Genomic DNA, 16,717 nt, shown 5'->3' on the forward strand with positions numbered 1-16,717 from the left:
AGGCAGCTGCATGCCCTCTATTATACTGGCTCCCATCAAGTTTGTGAGCATTTCCGACGATAGCACCGTCAATTTTGGCGATGTGCTGCAAATTACCCCGAAGAGTACATCCAAGGCGTTCGCCGGCGGAGGCGGAGGTAATACAGGAGATTGGTCGGTGTCGATATCGGTCATCAGCTTTACGAATACGATCGACCCTGATGTTAACGATTCCAATAATGCGGGGAACAATTAAATGGATGGCATCATCCGGAGGCGCTGAGAGCGGCTCCTTTTTTTGTGGCCCCGGCTTGAAAAAAAGGGATGCCGGCGAGGTCAACACCACGCTTGCATCCCTTTTTGTCGGCAGAACGATTCTCCAGAACACCGAATAAATGTTGCAGCCGTCGATCATGGCCGCCTCGTCCAGATCTTTGGGAATCGCTTGGAAGAAGCCGGTCAATATAAAATGTGTGTATTATAGAAACCGCACATCCACGGAATGGTAATAATCGCCGTAAGTCTGCTTGCGCATGTGCAGCTGCAAAATGCCGTTTTTGTATACGGCCCGGCATGAATCGGGATTCACCAGATTGTTGAGGCGCACCGTCTGCTTGCCTTTGTTCGGCAAGTTTTCCAGCCGCACTTGATGTTCTCCTACCAGCACGTTGACCTGCTTAGCCATGGTACGGTCGGGAATGTGCGCTTTGAGGACAACGCTGTTGTGCGTTTCGAACAGCTCTGTATGGATCGGATTATCCGCCGACTTAATCTGTGCGGTAGCCGACGGCAGCGCCTGCTTCATCACTTCTTTGACGTAGTTTTCGACCCATGCCATATTTTCCCCGCCGCCGGTCGGAGAGAAGGGCAGCTTACCTCCGAAAAACTTTTCGAACGCCCCCCAGCCCATTTCGATCGGATCGTCGTCTTTTTTATTTTTGTCGGCCATGTCGTTCACCCCATTTGCTATCGCCATCTTCGTAAGCATTATATGAGCCCGGAGGAACGGAAATGATTAAAAAACATACTGCCGCCGGTTGGCACATATAAATTAATAAATTCATCCGAACATGAGGGTGTGGTCTCATGCCGGCGATCGTCGGGAACATTAAAATTCTGAATGTCGGCCCGAGCTCCATCGTACATATCGGCGACGCCCTTCAACTCGCCCCGCAAAGCACGTCCAAGACGTTTGCCGGGGCAGGATCGTTTAATACCGGTGATTTTTTGCGGGCCTATACGGTAGCCAGCTCCACCAATACCAACGATTCCGACTTGATCGACAATTCGCCGGTCACGGCAAACAAGGCGGGGGGACTGTAGCCGATGAATATGACGGTCCATCAAACGATTATTATCCACCAGCTTCGCGTCGGCAGTGTGACCAATTCCTCGGTATTGCAAATCGGAAGCTCCGGCATGATCAAATCATTGTCCAATTTATACAACTCGGGAGGTTTTACCGGTCCGGCGCCATCGGCCGCACCAGGGGCCAGCCAGCAGGAACTGCCGTTAGTTCCGCTTGCGTCGCCGACCGCTCCTTAAACGCTCCTTAAATTATTCGTAAGAAAGAGGATGCTGCCATGAATGCCGGCTGGCCTAAATCTTATTTCGAGCAGCTTAACGCCTACTTGCAGTGGCAAACAGACCAAATCGTCCGGCTTGAGCAAAAGGTACGTGAAATGAGCAAGGAGATTGAGCAGTTGAAGCAGCAGCGGGCGATTCGGGTCGACCGCATCGAGTACAAGTTTGACCAGCTGAAGGTGGAGACACTGGAAGGCACGCTTAATATCGGCTTGTCGCCGACCGGAGGAGATAAAACGATCGAAGACCTCGCCGTAAACGGTAATGCCGTAGGTGCGGCGGACGGTGCAGAACAACCGGAGATGTACGCGCGGGTGGAGCGGCGCGTATTTCAATATTTGGACGAGGAGTGCTCGGCTGACATTCAGTCGCTGGAACGCGAACGCGATTTTCATTTGAGCGAGGATTACCGGGACTTCATGATCCAGGATATTCGCGGACAAATGGAAGGGCGAATTTGGCATTATTTAAAGACGACGCAGCGTGCGGCGGCGGGAGAAAGCGAAGCCGATCAAGAAGAGCTGGTTTTTGGCAGGGTAAAAAGGGATGTTTTGGCCGCGGTGGAGAAACATTTGGACGACAAAAGGAAAAGCTGAGTCCATGAGCTGATAAAGGAGTGGTGTGCGTGAATGTGTATATCGAAAATAAACAGCTTTGTGTGGGGGAGATTCGCATTACCGGGGTATCCGCCTCCTCTGTGTTTCTGATCGGTGACACCGAGGTGGTTACGTGTTCCTCTATCTTTGATACGCCGCCGGAGTCGCTCATTATCGGGGCGCCGGTACCTTTGACCAATCCGCAATGACAAAGGTCAGAACGTCCGTTGTGGGGTATGTCCATATACATGACGTGGTGCTCGGTTCGATCTACCAAGTCGGGGATAACACGGAAATCCGCTCTCGCGCCAGGGTGTTTGCGGTTCAGCGCACGATCCCGGTATACTGGGGCTCGGAAGGCGATGCCAGCTTGGAACAATTCGACACGTTCAAAATTCCGATCCCGCAGCCTTACATCAGAGAATCGCTGCAGGTGGAGCGGGAGTACCTGGACCCTTATATCCGGGTGGGAAAAGTCGATATCATCTCGGTCAGCTCGGCCGCTGTATTTCAAATCGGCTCCAACCGGTTTATGGATTTGGAAGCGCGCGTGAAACATCAGCGCCAAATTCAGAAGCAAGGCGAGGGGATTCCGCAGGTGAAAGTAACGGTGCCCAAGGAAGATTAGTTCTAATTATGTGATATATTTGATGTGTTATTTTACGAATGATACAGGTATAATGATAACAGCAAAGAAAGGAGTTGTTATCATGCCCAATATTAAGCCTATTTCTGATTTGAGGAACTATAACGAAGTCCTACGTGATATTGCGGTTGATGAACCTGTTTTTTTGACCAAAAACGGTAGGGGACGTTATGTACTTGTGGATATAGAGGAGTATGAAAAAACTCAAGCGACCATTAAGTTATTGTCCAAATTATCAGAAGCTGAAAGCGCTGTGAAAGACGGGGGCTGGCTGTCATCAGAAGATGTTAAGAGCCGTCTAGGAGTCTAGTTTATGCGCAAAATCCGGATCAACCCCCTTGCATTGCAGGATCTGCAGGAGATCAAAGCATATATCGCTGAGGAGCTTTGCAATTCGGAAGCCGCGGTGAGTGTAATAAAAATGATCATTTCACGTTATGAACAATTGACGAGTTTTCCATTTATGGGAAATAAGTTATCCGTAGTAATGAACGTGAAAACTGATTTTCGCTACATCGTTAGCGGAAATTACCTCATATTTTACCGGGTGGAAGCCGAATATGTGTCCGTCTATCGTGTATTGTATGGTAGACGGGATTATATGCGAATCCTTTTTGGTGATTTGCAGAACGATATAGAATAGACGGATTTTGCTAACCAACAAACGATAATAGTTTACCATAAAAAAGCAGGCCAAATGTGTATGGAGCCGTACACATTCGCCTGCTTTTTTGTTGTTTCTTCAAAATAATACTTTGAATACATAAAATCAAATTGATTCAATACTTTAGGATGGGTTCCAGTAGTTTGTTCACATTATGGACACATCTTTTTAAGCAATTCTTCAGATTCGTTTAAGGTAATCTTATTGTTGCCCGGGTATATTGAATTTGGTTATAGAAAGAGAAAAAATGGGAATGGATTGAATGAATGCTGATTTATTCATTTTTTTAACATGCCACGTAAGGAGGCTGCTTGTGTGCTCGAGGTAAAACAAGTGAGCAAGTTGTATGAGAACCACAGGGGGGTAGAACACATCGATTTTTCGATGAGCAGAGGCGAAATCGTGGGTTTCCTCGGTCCGAACGGCGCAGGTAAAACGACCACGATGCGGATGATTACCGGTTACTTGAACCCGACGAAAGGGTCGATTCTGATCGATGGGTTGTCCATGGCCGATCATCCCAAGAAGGCGCGCCAAAAAATCGGCTATTTGCCGGAAACGCCGCCGCTTTATCCGGAAATGACGGTGCAGGCGTATTTGCAGTTTATCGCCGATTTGCGAGGCATCACGGCTAGAGAACAAAAACAACGGATCGGCGAGGTGGTCGACCGGCTTGGGTTGCGAGGACGCGAGAAGCAGATCATCCGCAGTTTGTCCAAAGGCTACAAACAAAGAATCGGGCTGGCGCAGGCGATTTTGCACAATCCCGATTTGCTTGTGCTGGACGAGCCTACTTCGGGGCTGGACCCAAAGCAAATCATCGAAATTCGCCAGCTGATTCGTGAATTGGGCGAGAACCATACCGTGCTGCTCAGTACGCATATCCTGCCGGAGATCAACTCCCTCTGCAATCGGGTGCTGATTATTAACCAAGGTAAAATTGTTATGGACGGTCATCCGGATCAGCTTGCCAGCTCGATGGGCGAGACGTTTGAGGTAAAGCTGGAAGTGAAGGGCCCCCGCGAGCGGATCATCGCCGAGCTCGAAGCGCTGCCCGGCGTTGGCAGCGTAAAGCAGCTTGACCGGGAAGCCGCTTCGGTTGCGGCAGAAGTTTCTACGTTGGCCGAAGTGTCCCATTCGGCGGAGCCGGAAGAGGATGCGCTCCCGGACGAGGCGCAGGCAGAACGGCCTGAAGGCGGAGACGAAGCGGAGCGGACGGCCTCCGAAACCGGACGCAGTGCGGCGGCGGATCGCGCGCCTGCAGAAACGGGAGCGGAAGGCAGTGTGAAGCTGCATGTAACGGCCACCGACCGGACCGATATCCGCGAAGCGGTGTTCTACCGGATGGCTGAGCTGCGTTATCCGATTCTGGAAATGAAGAAAGAATCGCTCAGCTTGGAAGACATCTTCCTCAAGCTGACGACTAACGAGGCTGCTTTAGGCGGTTCATCGGATGAGGAGGAGGTGAGCGCCGATGCGTAGAACGATGGCGATCTGCCGCAAGGAGCTGCAGATGTATTTTTATTCGCCGGTAGCCTATGCGGCGTTTGCGTTTTTCTTCTTGATTGCGGGGTATTTTTTCAGCGCCAACTTCTTGTATCCGCCTAATGTTATCGATATTCGGCCGACGGTTGGCACGATTACGTTTATTTATTTGTTTATTATCCCGCTGCTAACGATGCGCCTCGTATCCGACGAGCTGCGCCAAGGTACGGACGAATTGTTGTTCACATCGCCGATCAGTATCAGCGAGATTGTCATCGGCAAATATTTGGCCGCCTTGACGGTGCAATTGCTGCTTGTCGTCGGCAGTTTGCTATACCCGCTCGTTATGAGCGGTTTCGGACCGCTCGATCAGACAACGTTGTGGTTGTCTTACTTAAGCATGTTCCTGCTTGGCGCGGCGATGATGGCCGTCGGTTTGTTCGCTTCGTCGATCACAGCCCATCAGATGGTTGCCGGCATTGCAGGGTTTGCGCTGCTGCTTGTGTTCTGGACGATTGACTGGCTCGGCGACAGCGTCGGCGGCAAAATCAAAGAATATTTGACCCAGTTTTCGATTATCGCACGCACCGGCAACCTGCAAAAAGGCGTGCTGAATTTTGCCGACATTCTTTTTTACGTGACATTAGTTGCGGTATTTCTTGTGCTCAGCATCCAGGTGCTTGAGAGAAAAAGATGGAGATAAGGGGGAATCGTGATGAATAAGTGGATTCGCGGCACGAACGCCGCTGTTTTGTCGCTTGCCGTTATCGGCATTTTCATCGTACTTACGATCTTCCTGAACTCCGTAAAAAGCCTTCAGGTGGATCTGACGCAAAGCAAAAAGTTCACATTATCCGAAAGCACGGAAAATACGTTAAAAGCGCTCGACAAAGATGTGCATATCATGTCGTTCACAAGCGACCAGACCGACCCGTTTGCCAAACGGCAAGTCGTCGATTTGGTGCAGGAATATAAGAAGCGCTCCGGCAAGATCACGTTTGACGAATACGATTTGGTCAAGCAGCCGTCGATGGCGAAGCAATATGAGGTTGACCCCGGCGGCACAATTATCGTGGAGAGCGGCACACAGAAGAAAAGCATCGGCTTCTACAGCATGTTTCTGCCCGGCCAGCAGCAAGGTGAATATCAATTCAGCGGCGAGGAAAAGCTGACCCAAGCGTTGGCGAGCCTGAACTCCAAGGAAAAGCACAAGGTGTATTTCCTTTCCGGACATCAAGAAATTCCGCTGAATCAGATGAGCGTCTGGAAGAGCAGCCTGGAAGGCGAAAATTACGAAGTCGCCGAACTTAACTTGCTGCGCGAAGGCAAAATTCCGGACGATGCTGAAGCGCTGTTCATTATCGGTGCGCGTAGTGATGTCTCCGACAAGGAATCGGATCTCATCAAAGAGTATTTGAACGGCAAAGGCAAGTTGTACGCCGCACTTGGCTTCGACAAGGACATGGCGACGAAATGGAAAAACATCGATGCGCTGCTTGCGGTTTACGGTATTAAGGACCAGCACGCCGTCGCCATCGAGCCGAAGCAAAGCGTCCTGTTCGATCCGCTGACGATCATTCCGGAATACGGATATCACGATATTACGAAGAAATTGTCCGACTACAACCTGTTGACGATGCTGACGCTTGCAGTGACGTTAAACGTCGATATGCCTTCGGCGGATTACCCGTCAACCGTCATTATGAAAACAACGGATAAAGCCTACGGTGAAACCAATATCGATTTGCTGACGAAAAACCAAAGCAAGCAGGATGCCGCCGATATTAAAGGCCCGCTTAATCTGGGGTACGCGGTGGAAACAAAGGACAACAAGCCGAAAGCGGTCGTGCTCGGCGGCTCCACCTTCCTCACCGATCAAACGATCAGCCAGCAGGGCAACCGCGACTTCGCAATGAACAGCGTGGGTTGGTTGCAGGAGCAGAAGGAGCAGGTTACCATCCGTCCGCGTCCGGGCGACTCGATTCAACAGGCGATGATTACCGGCGGACAGGCGAGTTCGATTTTCTACGGCACTGTGCTGTTGTTCCCGATTCTGTTCCTGCTGATCGGCGGATCGATCTGGTGGAGGAGGAGACGGGGATGAAGCGGTTATGGCCAACCCTCCTGCTCGTCGTCATTTGCATCGGCGGCTTCTGGTATGCCTCGAGCAAAGATTTTTTCAAGGAAAAGAAAGACGAGCCGAAGCAGGTTTTTACCGTGAAAAAAGAGGACGTCGCCGGCTTCAGCATGCAAAACGGCGATTCGGCGATCGAGCTGCAGCAGAAAGATAACGTGTGGACGATGACCAAGCCGTCGCCGATTCCGCTGAACGATTTCAGCGCGGAAAGCTGGATCGATTCGTTTAATCTGACGACCAAAGACAAGACCGTGGAAGACAACCCTTCCGATTTGGCTAAATACGGCCTGGACAAACCAAGTCAAAAGTTCACGGTCACGATGAAAGACGGTAGCAGCAAGGTGATTAGCGTCGGCGACCCTGTGCCGATTCCCGGTTTCTTTTATGCGCTGGCCAGCGGCTCCGGCGAGGTATTCCGGCTGAGCGAGCAGCAGGTTACTTCGTTAAACAAGCAGCAGCTTGATTTTATGGAGAAAAGTCCGATTCACACGAACTACGATCAGGTCACAAGCCTCAGCGTAGATTGGAAAGGCGTCAAGTGGACATTGACGAAAACCGAGGCCGATAAGAAGTCATACGATGCCAACTGGAAGATCGGTGACAGGGAGCTGAAGGGCGCGGACGCGAGCAATGTGCTCGACAAAGCGATATATTTAGCAACCGATCAGCTGGTTAAAGCGGCATCCACTGTGAAGATGGATGCACCCGAGCTGCGCATTGAGGTCAAGGAAACCGATTCCGGCAAAGAGACGGTTACGGTGTATACCGGCAAAAGCGACGGAGACAACGTCTGGATTGCTAAGCAAGGTGGAGAATGGGCATATGCCATTCCGGCAGCTTCGATGCAGGAGTTGTCCGACATGGGCACGAAGACGCCGGATCAGACTGCCAAATAAACGTAAAAAAAGCTGTGCCCCCATGAATACATGGCGGTGCAGCTTTTTGTTTGTGCGAGTTAATCCATGGAACCGATCTCGTTCAGCTTCTCCAGCGCCATCTGCACAGCCATCGCATCGTCCAAATAACCTAGCGGAAATACGTAATCGGGTATAATGTCGGCGGACAATATGAAGTACAGCAGGGCGCTCCCAAGAACTGCACGCCTCTCCGAATGGTTTTCCTCATTGCAGAACTGGCTGTACATTTGTTTCAATTCGTCGATAAACGGACCGACGCCGTTCACGCTTTCCACCTTGGCCGCAAAACCGCCGCGGATGATGCCTTCTCCTTCTTCGGTGAGAGCATACTTTTCATATTTATTCAGCTCTTTTTTTACCAGATCGGCGGTAAATTGCCGGTCGAGCAGATGAGTGGATTGAAGCGTCTCTTTAATACCTTGAATCGATGCATGAATATCGGCGGATCCGTTCCATGGCCCGGGTTCGACGTCGAAGCCCGCAGCGGCGAAAAGCTGGAGGGTGGGTACTCCGAGATGAAGCGCGAATAATCTCAGGTGCTCCGGCTTGGCCTGCTGCTTCCCGCTGACAATTCTGGAAATCGTCGCTGTATCGAGTCCGGTTAGCTTGCTAAGCCTGCGCATGGACAAGGAGCGTTCCTTTAACAAATGCGCCAAAAGAGTGCCTAAATCGGACGGATGTTTCATCTCGGTCATCTCGATCACTCCCGGAAACCGGCTTTGTTAATATAAGGGCGTTGAGAAATTCTCAACAAAACCATGCACTTCCGTGCAACATCCTCCATATAATGTCAACATATACTGCTGAGGAGTGAACAACATGGAATGGATTATGATACTGGGCTTCGCGCTTTCGTCCAGTCTGGATAATTTGGGTGTCGGCATCTCGTATGGGATTCGCGGGATCCGTATTGGACATTGGGCCAATTTAATGATTGCCGTCATTTGCTTTTTATTTAGCATCACAGGTATTGTCGGCGGACAGTGGTTATCCCGGGTTCTTCCGGGCGTGCTACCGGATTTGGTGGGGGCGGGCCTGCTGTTTATGATCGGGATGCGGATCATCATGTTGGCAGTTCCGCGCAAAAAGGCCGCTTCCGCAGCCGAAGTGCCGGATCAACCGGCCAGCCGCTCGCTGACTGCGCTGCTGCAGAACCCTGAAACGGCGGATGCGGATCAATCGGGAACCATCGGCATCGGAGAATCGGTCATTTTGGGCGCTGCGCTCTCAGCTAATGCCGTTACGAACGGATTGGGTGCAGGATTAATCGGATTGTCGCCGCTGGCGATTTCGATTACTGCGGCGATCGGAAGCTTCGTGATGATATGGCTGGGTGTTTCCTTAGGTCGTAAAGCAGCCGGAGTTCGCCTTGGTTCCTTTACATTAGGCCAATTTGGCACGGTTTTAAGCGGTGTGATTCTGGTCATCATGGCTTGGAATTTATTGTTGGGCTGAGCCTGTTCTATTTTATTGTACGTGCCGGAACGCCAATTATGACTTTTTGTCAGCAAGCACCGTCTCTCCCTGCAGAAGAAGCCTCGTGGAATCGATTGCAGGGTAGGCGGTTTTTTGTTTTTAAAATCATTCATAAAATGGTAAATCTCGGGCAACCTAATCTCGTTAACCTTGAAAGGAGGGTGGTATGCCCATGTTTAATCAACAACAGCAGCAACAGTCGCAGCAAAGCGGCAAAGGCATTTCGTCCAAAGAATTAGCGTACATAACCGATTGCCTGAAAAATGAAGAACTGCTGGCCAAAATGTGCCTGCACGGCGCGGCTGAAAGCCAGTCGCCGGCGTGGAAACAAACGTTTGCGCAGATGGCGCAAGAGCGTCTGCAAAACAGCGACCAGCTGCTGCGTGCGCTGCAAATGAATTCCAGCTTCACGCACTAACATTCAGGAGGTATACACCATGTATCAACAACAAAACGCCATGAACCGCCAACAGTTCGGGCAGCAATCCCAACTGCAGGATCAGGATCATGCCAATTTTGTATTGGCTGAGCTGAAGCGAGTGGCCAGAGAGTATACAACCGCGACATTGGAAGCGAGCACGCCGGTTGTTCATCAGACGTTCCACAGCCTGCTGCAAAAAACGCTGCAGGACCAATCGCACATTTACGGCATGATCAGCCAAGCGAGCTCTTACGGCGAAGTGAAGACGGCTTCCCAGCAAGAGGTACAACAGGAATTGCAAAAGCAGGTGCAAAAAACGGAGCAATTGCAAATGCTGGTGCAAAACGGGCTGCAAACAGCCAATCAGCAGCAGGGAGCCAACAGCCAGGCGTATCAACAGCAAGGAGCCCAGCAGCAGAATGCATCGTTTTCCCAGACGAACGCCTCGCCGTCGTTTGGCGGGTCCAGTGCAGCAAGCACATACCTTCCAAACTATAATCAAGGCAGTCAAGGTTATGGATCTGCCTCGGGTCAGTCCTATGGTCAGACTGCATCCCATCAGCCGCAGTTTACTGCGAGCGCGGCTCAGCCGACAACCATGTACGCGGGATCCTCGCAAGCCCAAAACCAAAACCATACGGTTTCAACAGGGTCAAGTTATAACGCGGCCTCCAGCCGTCCGAGCACGGGCAGCTCTTATACGTCAATGAGCGCCAGCTCAGCGGATCAGTGGAACAGCAGCGGCAACAGCGCGAGCGGAGAGGCTAGCAGCGCATCGCATAACACCAAATATATGTTCTAATGAAGAAGAAGGTCTTCCACACGGCTCTGACTGCCGGGAAGGCCTTCTTTTTTTTGCCAATGAATTGCGAATGTGTGTTCTTACTGGATATAATGAAATTATGACTATTGTACGTTTGACAGTCTTCATAGGGTATCATAGACTTAAATTTGGCAACAATGAGGTTGTTCAAAAAGTCATCTTGCGATCGGGGAGCAGCATCGTTAGCTTGGACATCCCATCTTGATCGCTTTCGAAGATCGGCGCTCATTTAGGCCTGCCTAAACTCCGCTCCTTTTACTTCAGGTTCTTGCGGTTGTCTCGGTGCTGAAAATCGACTTTTTGAGCTTGAATATAGATGTAGTTGAAGCGGAGGGTCATCGTTTTGAATCTCGATATCAAGCAGTGGAAGCATGTGTTCAAGCTCGATCCGGACCGCGAATTATCGGACGAGGCGCTTGAAGCGGTATGCATATCGGGCACCGATGCGGTCATGGTCGGAGGCTCCAGCGGAGTCACTTTTGAGAATACGGTTGATTTGCTGGCGCGTGTGCGGAGGTTCGAAGTGCCGTGTGTGCTGGAACTGTCGAGCAAGGAAGCGGTTGTGCCGGGTTTTGACCTGTTTATGATTCCTATGGTGCTGAACAGCCGCAATGTGGACTGGGTCATCGGACATCATCGCGAAGCGCTGAAGGAATACGGCGCCTTGCTGGATTGGGACCGGTTGTTGACGGAAGGGTACGTTATGTTAAACGGACAATCGACAGCCGCCCGCGTGACGGAAGCGGATGCTGCGGTATCGGTAAAAGATATAGAAGCGTACGCGCGCATGGCGGACCGGCTGCTTCATTGTCCGATTTTTTATATGGAGTATAGCGGCGTATTCGGCGATATGCAAACTGTTGCCAAGGTCCGTGGGCTGCTCCGGCAGTCCAGATTATTCTACGGCGGAGGGATCGCCGGACCTGAGCAGGCTTCGCTGGCAGCTGCAGCGTGTGATACCATCGTGGTTGGCAATGCCGTATACGACGATTTGGAGCAAGCGCTGGCCACCGTGTCGGCGGTCAAGTTCTAAGAGGAAAGGATCGTTAAGTTATGAATGAACCTATTAATATATTAAAAGCGGTGCAGCTGCTCAACCCGCAGCAGCGAAAAGCCGTTGAGGCAACGGAAGGCCCGCTGCTGATTATGGCCGGGGCGGGAAGCGGAAAAACGCGGGTGCTGACTCACCGTATCGGGTATTTGATCGGAGCCCGTAAAGTGGCGCCGTGGAGTATTTTGGCGATTACATTTACGAACAAAGCGGCACGCGAGATGAGGGAGCGGGTCAGCAAGCTCGTCGGCCCTGCAGCGGAAGATATATGGGTATCGACTTTTCACTCGATGTGTGTGCGCATTTTGCGTAAAGATATATCGCGGATCGGGTTTACGTCGAATTTTTCGATACTTGATTCCGGCGATCAATTGTCGGTTATTCGCAATTGTATGAAGGAACTTAACATCGACACCAAGAAATTTGAGCCCAAAGCGGTTCAGGCGGAGCTCGGCAACGCCAAAAACGAGCTGATTTCGCCTGATCGGTATGAGAACAAGATCGGCGATTACTTTCAAGGCATCGTGGCCAAGGTGTATAAGCTGTACCAGAAGAAACTGAAGCACAATAACTCGCTTGATTTCGACGACTTGATCATGAAGACCATCGAACTGTTTAGAGATGTGCCGGAAGTGCTCGATTTCTACCAGAGCAAGTTTCGCTACATTCATGTGGACGAATATCAGGATACGAACCGCGCTCAATATATGCTTTGCCAGATGTTGGCGGACAAACACAAGAACTTCTGCGTCGTCGGCGACAGCGACCAGTCCATTTACCGCTGGCGCGGAGCGGATATCGGCAATATATTGAACTTCGAGCAAGACTATCCAAATGCCGAGACGATTATGCTGGAGCAGAACTATCGGTCCACCGCAAATATTTTGAATGCGGCCAATAAAGTGATTAGTAACAATTCGGGGCGCAAGCCGAAAAACTTATGGACGGATAAGGCGGGCGGCGACAAAGTCAGGCTGTATCAAGCCGACTCCGAGCATGAGGAAGGTTATTTCATAACCAGCCAGATCAACGCCAATGTGTCCAAAGGGCGTTCATTCAGCGATCATGCGATTTTGTACCGGACGAATGCGCAGTCCCGGGTGATCGAGGAAATATTGATCAAGTCCGACATTCCGTACCAGATTGTCGGCGGCATCAAGTTCTACGACCGTAAGGAAATTAAAGACCTGCTTGCTTACTTGCGGCTGATTTCCAATCCGGATGACGACATCAGTTTCGAGCGGGTCGTTAATGTGCCGAAGCGGGGCGTCGGGGACACTTCGGTAGACCGGCTTGCGGAAATCGCGGGAAGACGCGGCCTCTCCTTGTTTGCCTCGCTGGACGAGGTGGAATCGTATGAGATTACCGGTAAGGCGCGCAATGCGCTTGCCGCTTTTCGTGAGATGATCGACAATCTGCACCGGATGGTCGATTATTTGTCGGTAACCGAGCTGACCGAACAGGTGCTGCAGCTTTCCGGTTATAAGGAAGAGCTGCACCGCGAGAACACGATCGAATCCAAAGCGCGGCTCGAGAACATCGAAGAGTTCCTATCCGTAACGCTCGAGTTCGAGAATCGCAACGACGACAAATCGCTTGTCGCGTTTCTGACCGATCTGGCGCTGATTGCGGATATCGATTCGATGGATGAAGATGAGGCCGACCGCAGCGAAGGTGTCGTACTGATGACGATGCATAGTGCCAAAGGGCTGGAGTTTCCGGTTGTGTTTATTGTCGGCCTGGAGGAAGGTGTCTTCCCGCACAGCCGCGCGCTTATGGACAACGAGGAGCTGGAGGAGGAGCGGCGGCTGGCGTATGTCGGCATTACCCGCGCTGAGGAGCAGCTGTACATGTCGTGCGCCCGGATGCGGACCCTGTTCGGCCGCACGACGATGAACGCGCCCTCGCGGTTCCTCGGGGAAATTCCCGAGGAACTGCTCGAGGTGGTCTCCGCCGGCGGCAGCTTCGGCCGCATGGGCAGCTTTAGCCGCGGCGGCGGTTCCGCCCCGGCGCGGTCCGGCGCCTTCGGCAGCGCGGGCGGCTTTGGCCGCCCCGGCCTTGGCGGCGGCATCGCGCCCGTACCGGGCGCGGCAAGCGGCAGCCCCGGCGCATCCGCGGCCGGGCGCATCGCGCCCCCTGCACCGGGGGCTCCGGCCGCCGACTACAAGGTCGGCGATAAGGTGGCCCACGGCAAGTGGGGCACAGGCACCGTCGTCGCCATCAAGGGTACCGGCGACGACGCCGAGCTGCAGATCGCATTCCCGGCTCCGACCGGGGTCAAGCGGCTGCTTGCGAGGTTTGCGCCGATTACGAAAGTGGAATAATTTATGAAAGAACTTCATCCTGATAGCGGATGATGATAGAGAGGATGTTTTTCGATGGCGGATGCCGTTCATGAAATGAAAGCCCTCGCTGAGCAAATCAATCATTATAATCATTTGTACTATACATTGGATCAGCCTTCGGTCAGCGACGCCGAATGGGATAAGCTGTACGACCGGCTGGTGGAGTTGGAGCGCGAAACCGGCATCATCCTGCCTCATTCCCCGACGCAGCGGGTGGGCGGGGAACTGCTGAAGGGGTTTGAGCCGCATCGGCATCAAGCTCGCTTGTGGAGCCTCGATAAGGCGCAAAACAACGAAGATCTTACAGCATGGCACACCCGGGCGTTGAAGCTGTTTAATGAATATAATACACAGAACCCGGAAGATCCGCTGCCGCCCTTTACATTTGCCGTCGAGCTAAAATTTGACGGTCTGACCTTAAATTTGACTTATAGCGGGGGCGAATTGGTTCAAGCGTCCACCCGGGGCAACGGTACGGTAGGCGAAGGCATTCTTCCGCAGGTAAAAACCATTCGTTCCATTCCGCTGCAAATCCCGTTTACGGACGGTACTATTGAAGTGCAAGGCGAGGGCATCATGAACTTATCCGTGCTTGAGGCGTACAACCAAACCGCTGCTGAGCCGCTCAAAAACGCCCGTAATGCCGCCGCCGGAGCACTGCGCAACTTGAATCCCAAGGTGACGGCGGAACGGCGCCTGAACGCCTATTTTTACAATATTGGCTATACCGACGGTATTGCGTTTGCCGACCAGCGCGATATGCTGGCGTTTTTGCAGGAGAACCGGTTTAAGGTCAGTCCGCGCATTACATTCTTCGATTCGATCGAAGCGGTAGCTGAAGAATTACACACGATTGAAGAGCTGCGCAACTCTTTGGATTACCTGATCGACGGAGCCGTTGTCAAAATCACCGATATGCGCACACGTGAGGTGTTAGGCTACACGGAAAAGTTCCCGCGTTGGGCGGTTGCCTTCAAGTTCGAAGCGGAAGAGACAACAACGATACTGGAAGCGGTCAACTGGAATGTCGGGCGAACCGGTAAGATTACCCCTGCCGCCGTGGTGGAGCCGGTTGAGCTGGCCGGCGTCACCGTCCGCAATTGCACGCTGAACAACATGGACGATATCGAGCGTAAAAACTTGAGACATGCGATCGGCACTCTTATTTATATACGGCGCTCCAACGATGTGATTCCGGAAATTCTCGGAAAGGTGACGGAGGAACAGGATGGCGGCGAAATTGTTGCGCCAACGTATTGTCCTTCCTGCGGGACTATGCTGGAACAGCGCGGCGCGCATATTTTTTGCCCTAACAAGCTGGGCTGCAAACCGCAGTCGATTGCGTGGCTGGCCCATTTCGCCTCGCGGGACGCGATGGATATCGAAACATTCAGCGAGAAAACGGCTGAGCAGTTGTACGATGAATTGGGTGTACGCAATCCGGCCGATTTATACGATTTGCAATTTGAGGATCTCGTCAAATTGGATCGTTTCGGCGAGAAGAAGGCGCGCAACTTGCTGGATGCTATTGAGAACAGTAAAACCCGCAGCCTCGCTTCTTTCCTATATGCGCTGGGTATCCCAAACACCGGCATTACAACGACCAAAGTGCTTGCCGACCATTTCCGGGGGTTGGAGCCGCTGATGGCCGCTACGGCCGATGAGCTGACGACCTTGCATGACATTGGCGGCATTGTGGCTGATAGCATCGTATCCTTTTTTCAGGATGCGAACATGCTGGAGTGCATAGAGCGAATGCTGCGTTCCGGTGTAGCTCCGGTTGTAGAGGAGAGGGAGGAGCCTGTAGCTGACGATAACCCGTTCTTTGGGAAGACCGTTGTACTTACGGGGACGCTATCTCTAATGGGACGTGACGAGCTTTCGAAAAAGCTGGAGGCGCTCGGAGCCAAGGTGACCGGCAGCGTATCGAAGAAAACACATATCGTCATAGCCGGAGAGAGTGCGGGCAGCAAGTTAACGAAAGCGCAGGAGTTGGGCATCCAAATCATCGATGATGAACAGGAACTGCTCCGGCTTTTAGACGGGAACTGATACACATCCAAAGGGGCGGTCCTTGTAGAAGGACCGCCTTTCCTAATAGAAACATTCATCGGGGATGAATAAAAAATATGCTCTCTGTAAAATTTAATGTTGCAAAGCTAAGCCATTCTGTGGTACATTACTTTTTGTCGCCGCAAAAGGTGAACGAGAGTTGGAAAGAAATAAAGCTTGCAATGAACTTTATAAAATGGTAAGATAAATACTTGTCACGGCGAAAAGAAGTACAAGCTTAAAGTGACAAAAAAGCTCTTTGAAAACTGAACAAATGAAGTTTGATTGAACAAGCAAGTCAGCAATGAATTGAGCTATATTAAACAAACCTTAATGGAGAGTTTGATCCTGGCTCAGGACGAACGCTGGCGGCGTGCCTAATACATGCAAGTCGAGCGGATCATTCCTTCGGGAATGGTTAGCGGCGGACGGGTGAGTAACACGTAGGCAACCTGCCTGTAAGATCGGGATAACTACCGGAAACGGTAGCTAAGACCGGATGAGTGGTTTTCTCGCATGAGGAGATCAAGAAACACGGGGC

At 51.7% G+C, this 16,717-nt stretch carries 20 protein-coding genes and 1 rRNA gene; 19 read left to right on the top strand and 2 right to left on the bottom strand.

Annotated elements, in window-relative coordinates; all coding sequences use genetic code 11:
* Positions 1-10 precede the first annotated feature (10 nt).
* Positions 11-235, top strand: coding sequence for a spore germination protein (locus EYB31_RS27955; protein WP_131016771.1), 225 nt, complete (start codon positions 11-13; stop codon positions 233-235).
* A gap of 222 nt (positions 236-457) precedes the next feature.
* Here EYB31_RS27955 and EYB31_RS27965 read toward each other — a convergent pair whose 3' ends face one another.
* Positions 458-928, bottom strand: a complete 471-nt coding sequence (locus tag EYB31_RS27965; RefSeq protein WP_131016772.1) for an Hsp20/alpha crystallin family protein — start codon at positions 926-928, stop codon at positions 458-460.
* A gap of 137 nt (positions 929-1,065) precedes the next feature.
* Here EYB31_RS27965 and EYB31_RS27970 point away from each other — a divergent pair, with 137 nt between their 5' ends.
* The 11 genes from EYB31_RS27970 to EYB31_RS28020 all read left to right on the top strand — a co-directional run bounded on the left by EYB31_RS27970 (position 1,066) and on the right by EYB31_RS28020 (position 7,987).
* Positions 1,066-1,302: a spore germination protein gene (locus tag EYB31_RS27970; RefSeq protein WP_131016773.1), complete on the top strand. Its 237-nt coding sequence runs from the start codon at positions 1,066-1,068 to the stop codon at positions 1,300-1,302.
* A 3-nt stretch (positions 1,303-1,305) separates the two neighbouring features.
* Positions 1,306-1,524: a spore germination protein GerPB gene (locus tag EYB31_RS27975; RefSeq protein WP_131016774.1), complete on the top strand. Its 219-nt coding sequence runs from the start codon at positions 1,306-1,308 to the stop codon at positions 1,522-1,524.
* Positions 1,525-1,562: 38 nt separating this feature from the next.
* Positions 1,563-2,159 carry a spore germination protein GerPC gene (gerPC, locus tag EYB31_RS27980; RefSeq protein WP_131016775.1) on the top strand — a complete coding sequence of 199 codons (597 nt, stop codon included), beginning with the start codon at positions 1,563-1,565 and terminating at the stop codon, positions 2,157-2,159.
* A 29-nt stretch (positions 2,160-2,188) separates the two neighbouring features.
* Positions 2,189-2,368, top strand: coding sequence for a spore gernimation protein GerPD (locus tag EYB31_RS27985; protein ID WP_165452657.1), 180 nt, complete (start codon positions 2,189-2,191; stop codon positions 2,366-2,368).
* Positions 2,365-2,787 carry a spore germination protein GerPE gene (locus EYB31_RS27990; protein WP_131016776.1) on the top strand — a complete coding sequence of 141 codons (423 nt, stop codon included), beginning with the start codon at positions 2,365-2,367 and terminating at the stop codon, positions 2,785-2,787. The genes EYB31_RS27985 and EYB31_RS27990 overlap by 4 nt, the downstream gene beginning before the upstream one ends.
* A gap of 82 nt (positions 2,788-2,869) precedes the next feature.
* A complete protein-coding gene (locus EYB31_RS27995) occupies positions 2,870-3,115 on the top strand; it encodes a type II toxin-antitoxin system prevent-host-death family antitoxin (protein ID WP_131016777.1) in 246 nt (81 codons plus the stop codon).
* A 3-nt stretch (positions 3,116-3,118) separates the two neighbouring features.
* Complete coding sequence (locus EYB31_RS28000; RefSeq protein WP_131016778.1) at positions 3,119-3,448, top strand: type II toxin-antitoxin system RelE/ParE family toxin; 330 nt, start codon at positions 3,119-3,121, stop codon at positions 3,446-3,448.
* Between the two features lie 336 nt (positions 3,449-3,784).
* Positions 3,785-4,951 (top strand): ABC transporter ATP-binding protein, encoded by a 1,167-nt coding sequence (locus tag EYB31_RS28005; RefSeq protein ID WP_131016779.1) that lies wholly within the window; start codon positions 3,785-3,787, stop codon positions 4,949-4,951.
* The gene (locus EYB31_RS28010; RefSeq protein WP_131016780.1) at positions 4,944-5,657 is read left to right on the top strand and encodes an ABC transporter permease subunit; all 714 of its coding nucleotides are present in this window, start codon (positions 4,944-4,946) and stop codon (positions 5,655-5,657) included. The genes EYB31_RS28005 and EYB31_RS28010 overlap by 8 nt, the downstream gene beginning before the upstream one ends.
* A gap of 12 nt (positions 5,658-5,669) precedes the next feature.
* The gene (locus tag EYB31_RS28015) at positions 5,670-7,058 is read left to right on the top strand and encodes a GldG family protein (protein ID WP_131016781.1); all 1,389 of its coding nucleotides are present in this window, start codon (positions 5,670-5,672) and stop codon (positions 7,056-7,058) included.
* The gene (locus tag EYB31_RS28020; protein WP_131016782.1) at positions 7,055-7,987 is read left to right on the top strand and encodes a DUF4340 domain-containing protein; all 933 of its coding nucleotides are present in this window, start codon (positions 7,055-7,057) and stop codon (positions 7,985-7,987) included. The genes EYB31_RS28015 and EYB31_RS28020 overlap by 4 nt, the downstream gene beginning before the upstream one ends.
* Before the next feature lie 59 nt (positions 7,988-8,046).
* Here the strand turns inward: EYB31_RS28020 and EYB31_RS28025 are convergent, their stop codons facing one another.
* Positions 8,047-8,703 carry a DUF1232 domain-containing protein gene (locus tag EYB31_RS28025; RefSeq protein WP_131016783.1) on the bottom strand — a complete coding sequence of 219 codons (657 nt, stop codon included), beginning with the start codon at positions 8,701-8,703 and terminating at the stop codon, positions 8,047-8,049.
* A 124-nt stretch (positions 8,704-8,827) separates the two neighbouring features.
* Between EYB31_RS28025 and ytaF the strand changes: the two genes are divergently transcribed.
* The 7 genes from ytaF to EYB31_RS28060 form a co-directional block, all read left to right on the top strand.
* Positions 8,828-9,463 (top strand): sporulation membrane protein YtaF, encoded by a 636-nt coding sequence (gene ytaF / locus EYB31_RS28030; RefSeq protein WP_131016784.1) that lies wholly within the window; start codon positions 8,828-8,830, stop codon positions 9,461-9,463.
* Between the two features lie 193 nt (positions 9,464-9,656).
* Positions 9,657-9,902, top strand: a complete 246-nt coding sequence (locus tag EYB31_RS28035) for a hypothetical protein (RefSeq protein ID WP_131016785.1) — start codon at positions 9,657-9,659, stop codon at positions 9,900-9,902.
* A gap of 19 nt (positions 9,903-9,921) precedes the next feature.
* The gene (locus tag EYB31_RS28040) at positions 9,922-10,707 is read left to right on the top strand and encodes a spore coat protein (RefSeq protein ID WP_131016786.1); all 786 of its coding nucleotides are present in this window, start codon (positions 9,922-9,924) and stop codon (positions 10,705-10,707) included.
* A gap of 364 nt (positions 10,708-11,071) precedes the next feature.
* Positions 11,072-11,761 (top strand): heptaprenylglyceryl phosphate synthase, encoded by a 690-nt coding sequence (gene pcrB, locus EYB31_RS28045; RefSeq protein ID WP_131016787.1) that lies wholly within the window; start codon positions 11,072-11,074, stop codon positions 11,759-11,761.
* A 20-nt stretch (positions 11,762-11,781) separates the two neighbouring features.
* Entirely contained in the window at positions 11,782-14,103 is a 2,322-nt protein-coding gene (gene pcrA / locus EYB31_RS28050) for a DNA helicase PcrA (protein WP_131016788.1), read from the top strand.
* 54 nt (positions 14,104-14,157) lie between these two features.
* On the top strand, positions 14,158-16,176 hold the full coding sequence (gene ligA, locus EYB31_RS28055; RefSeq protein ID WP_131016789.1) for an NAD-dependent DNA ligase LigA: 2,019 nt from the start codon (positions 14,158-14,160) through the stop codon (positions 16,174-16,176).
* A 330-nt stretch (positions 16,177-16,506) separates the two neighbouring features.
* Positions 16,507-16,717, top strand: a 16S ribosomal RNA gene (locus EYB31_RS28060); the annotation flags it as partial.

The organism is Paenibacillus thalictri (genome assembly GCF_004307995.1).
Lineage (GTDB): Bacteria > Bacillota > Bacilli > Paenibacillales > NBRC-103111 > Paenibacillus_AF > Paenibacillus_AF thalictri.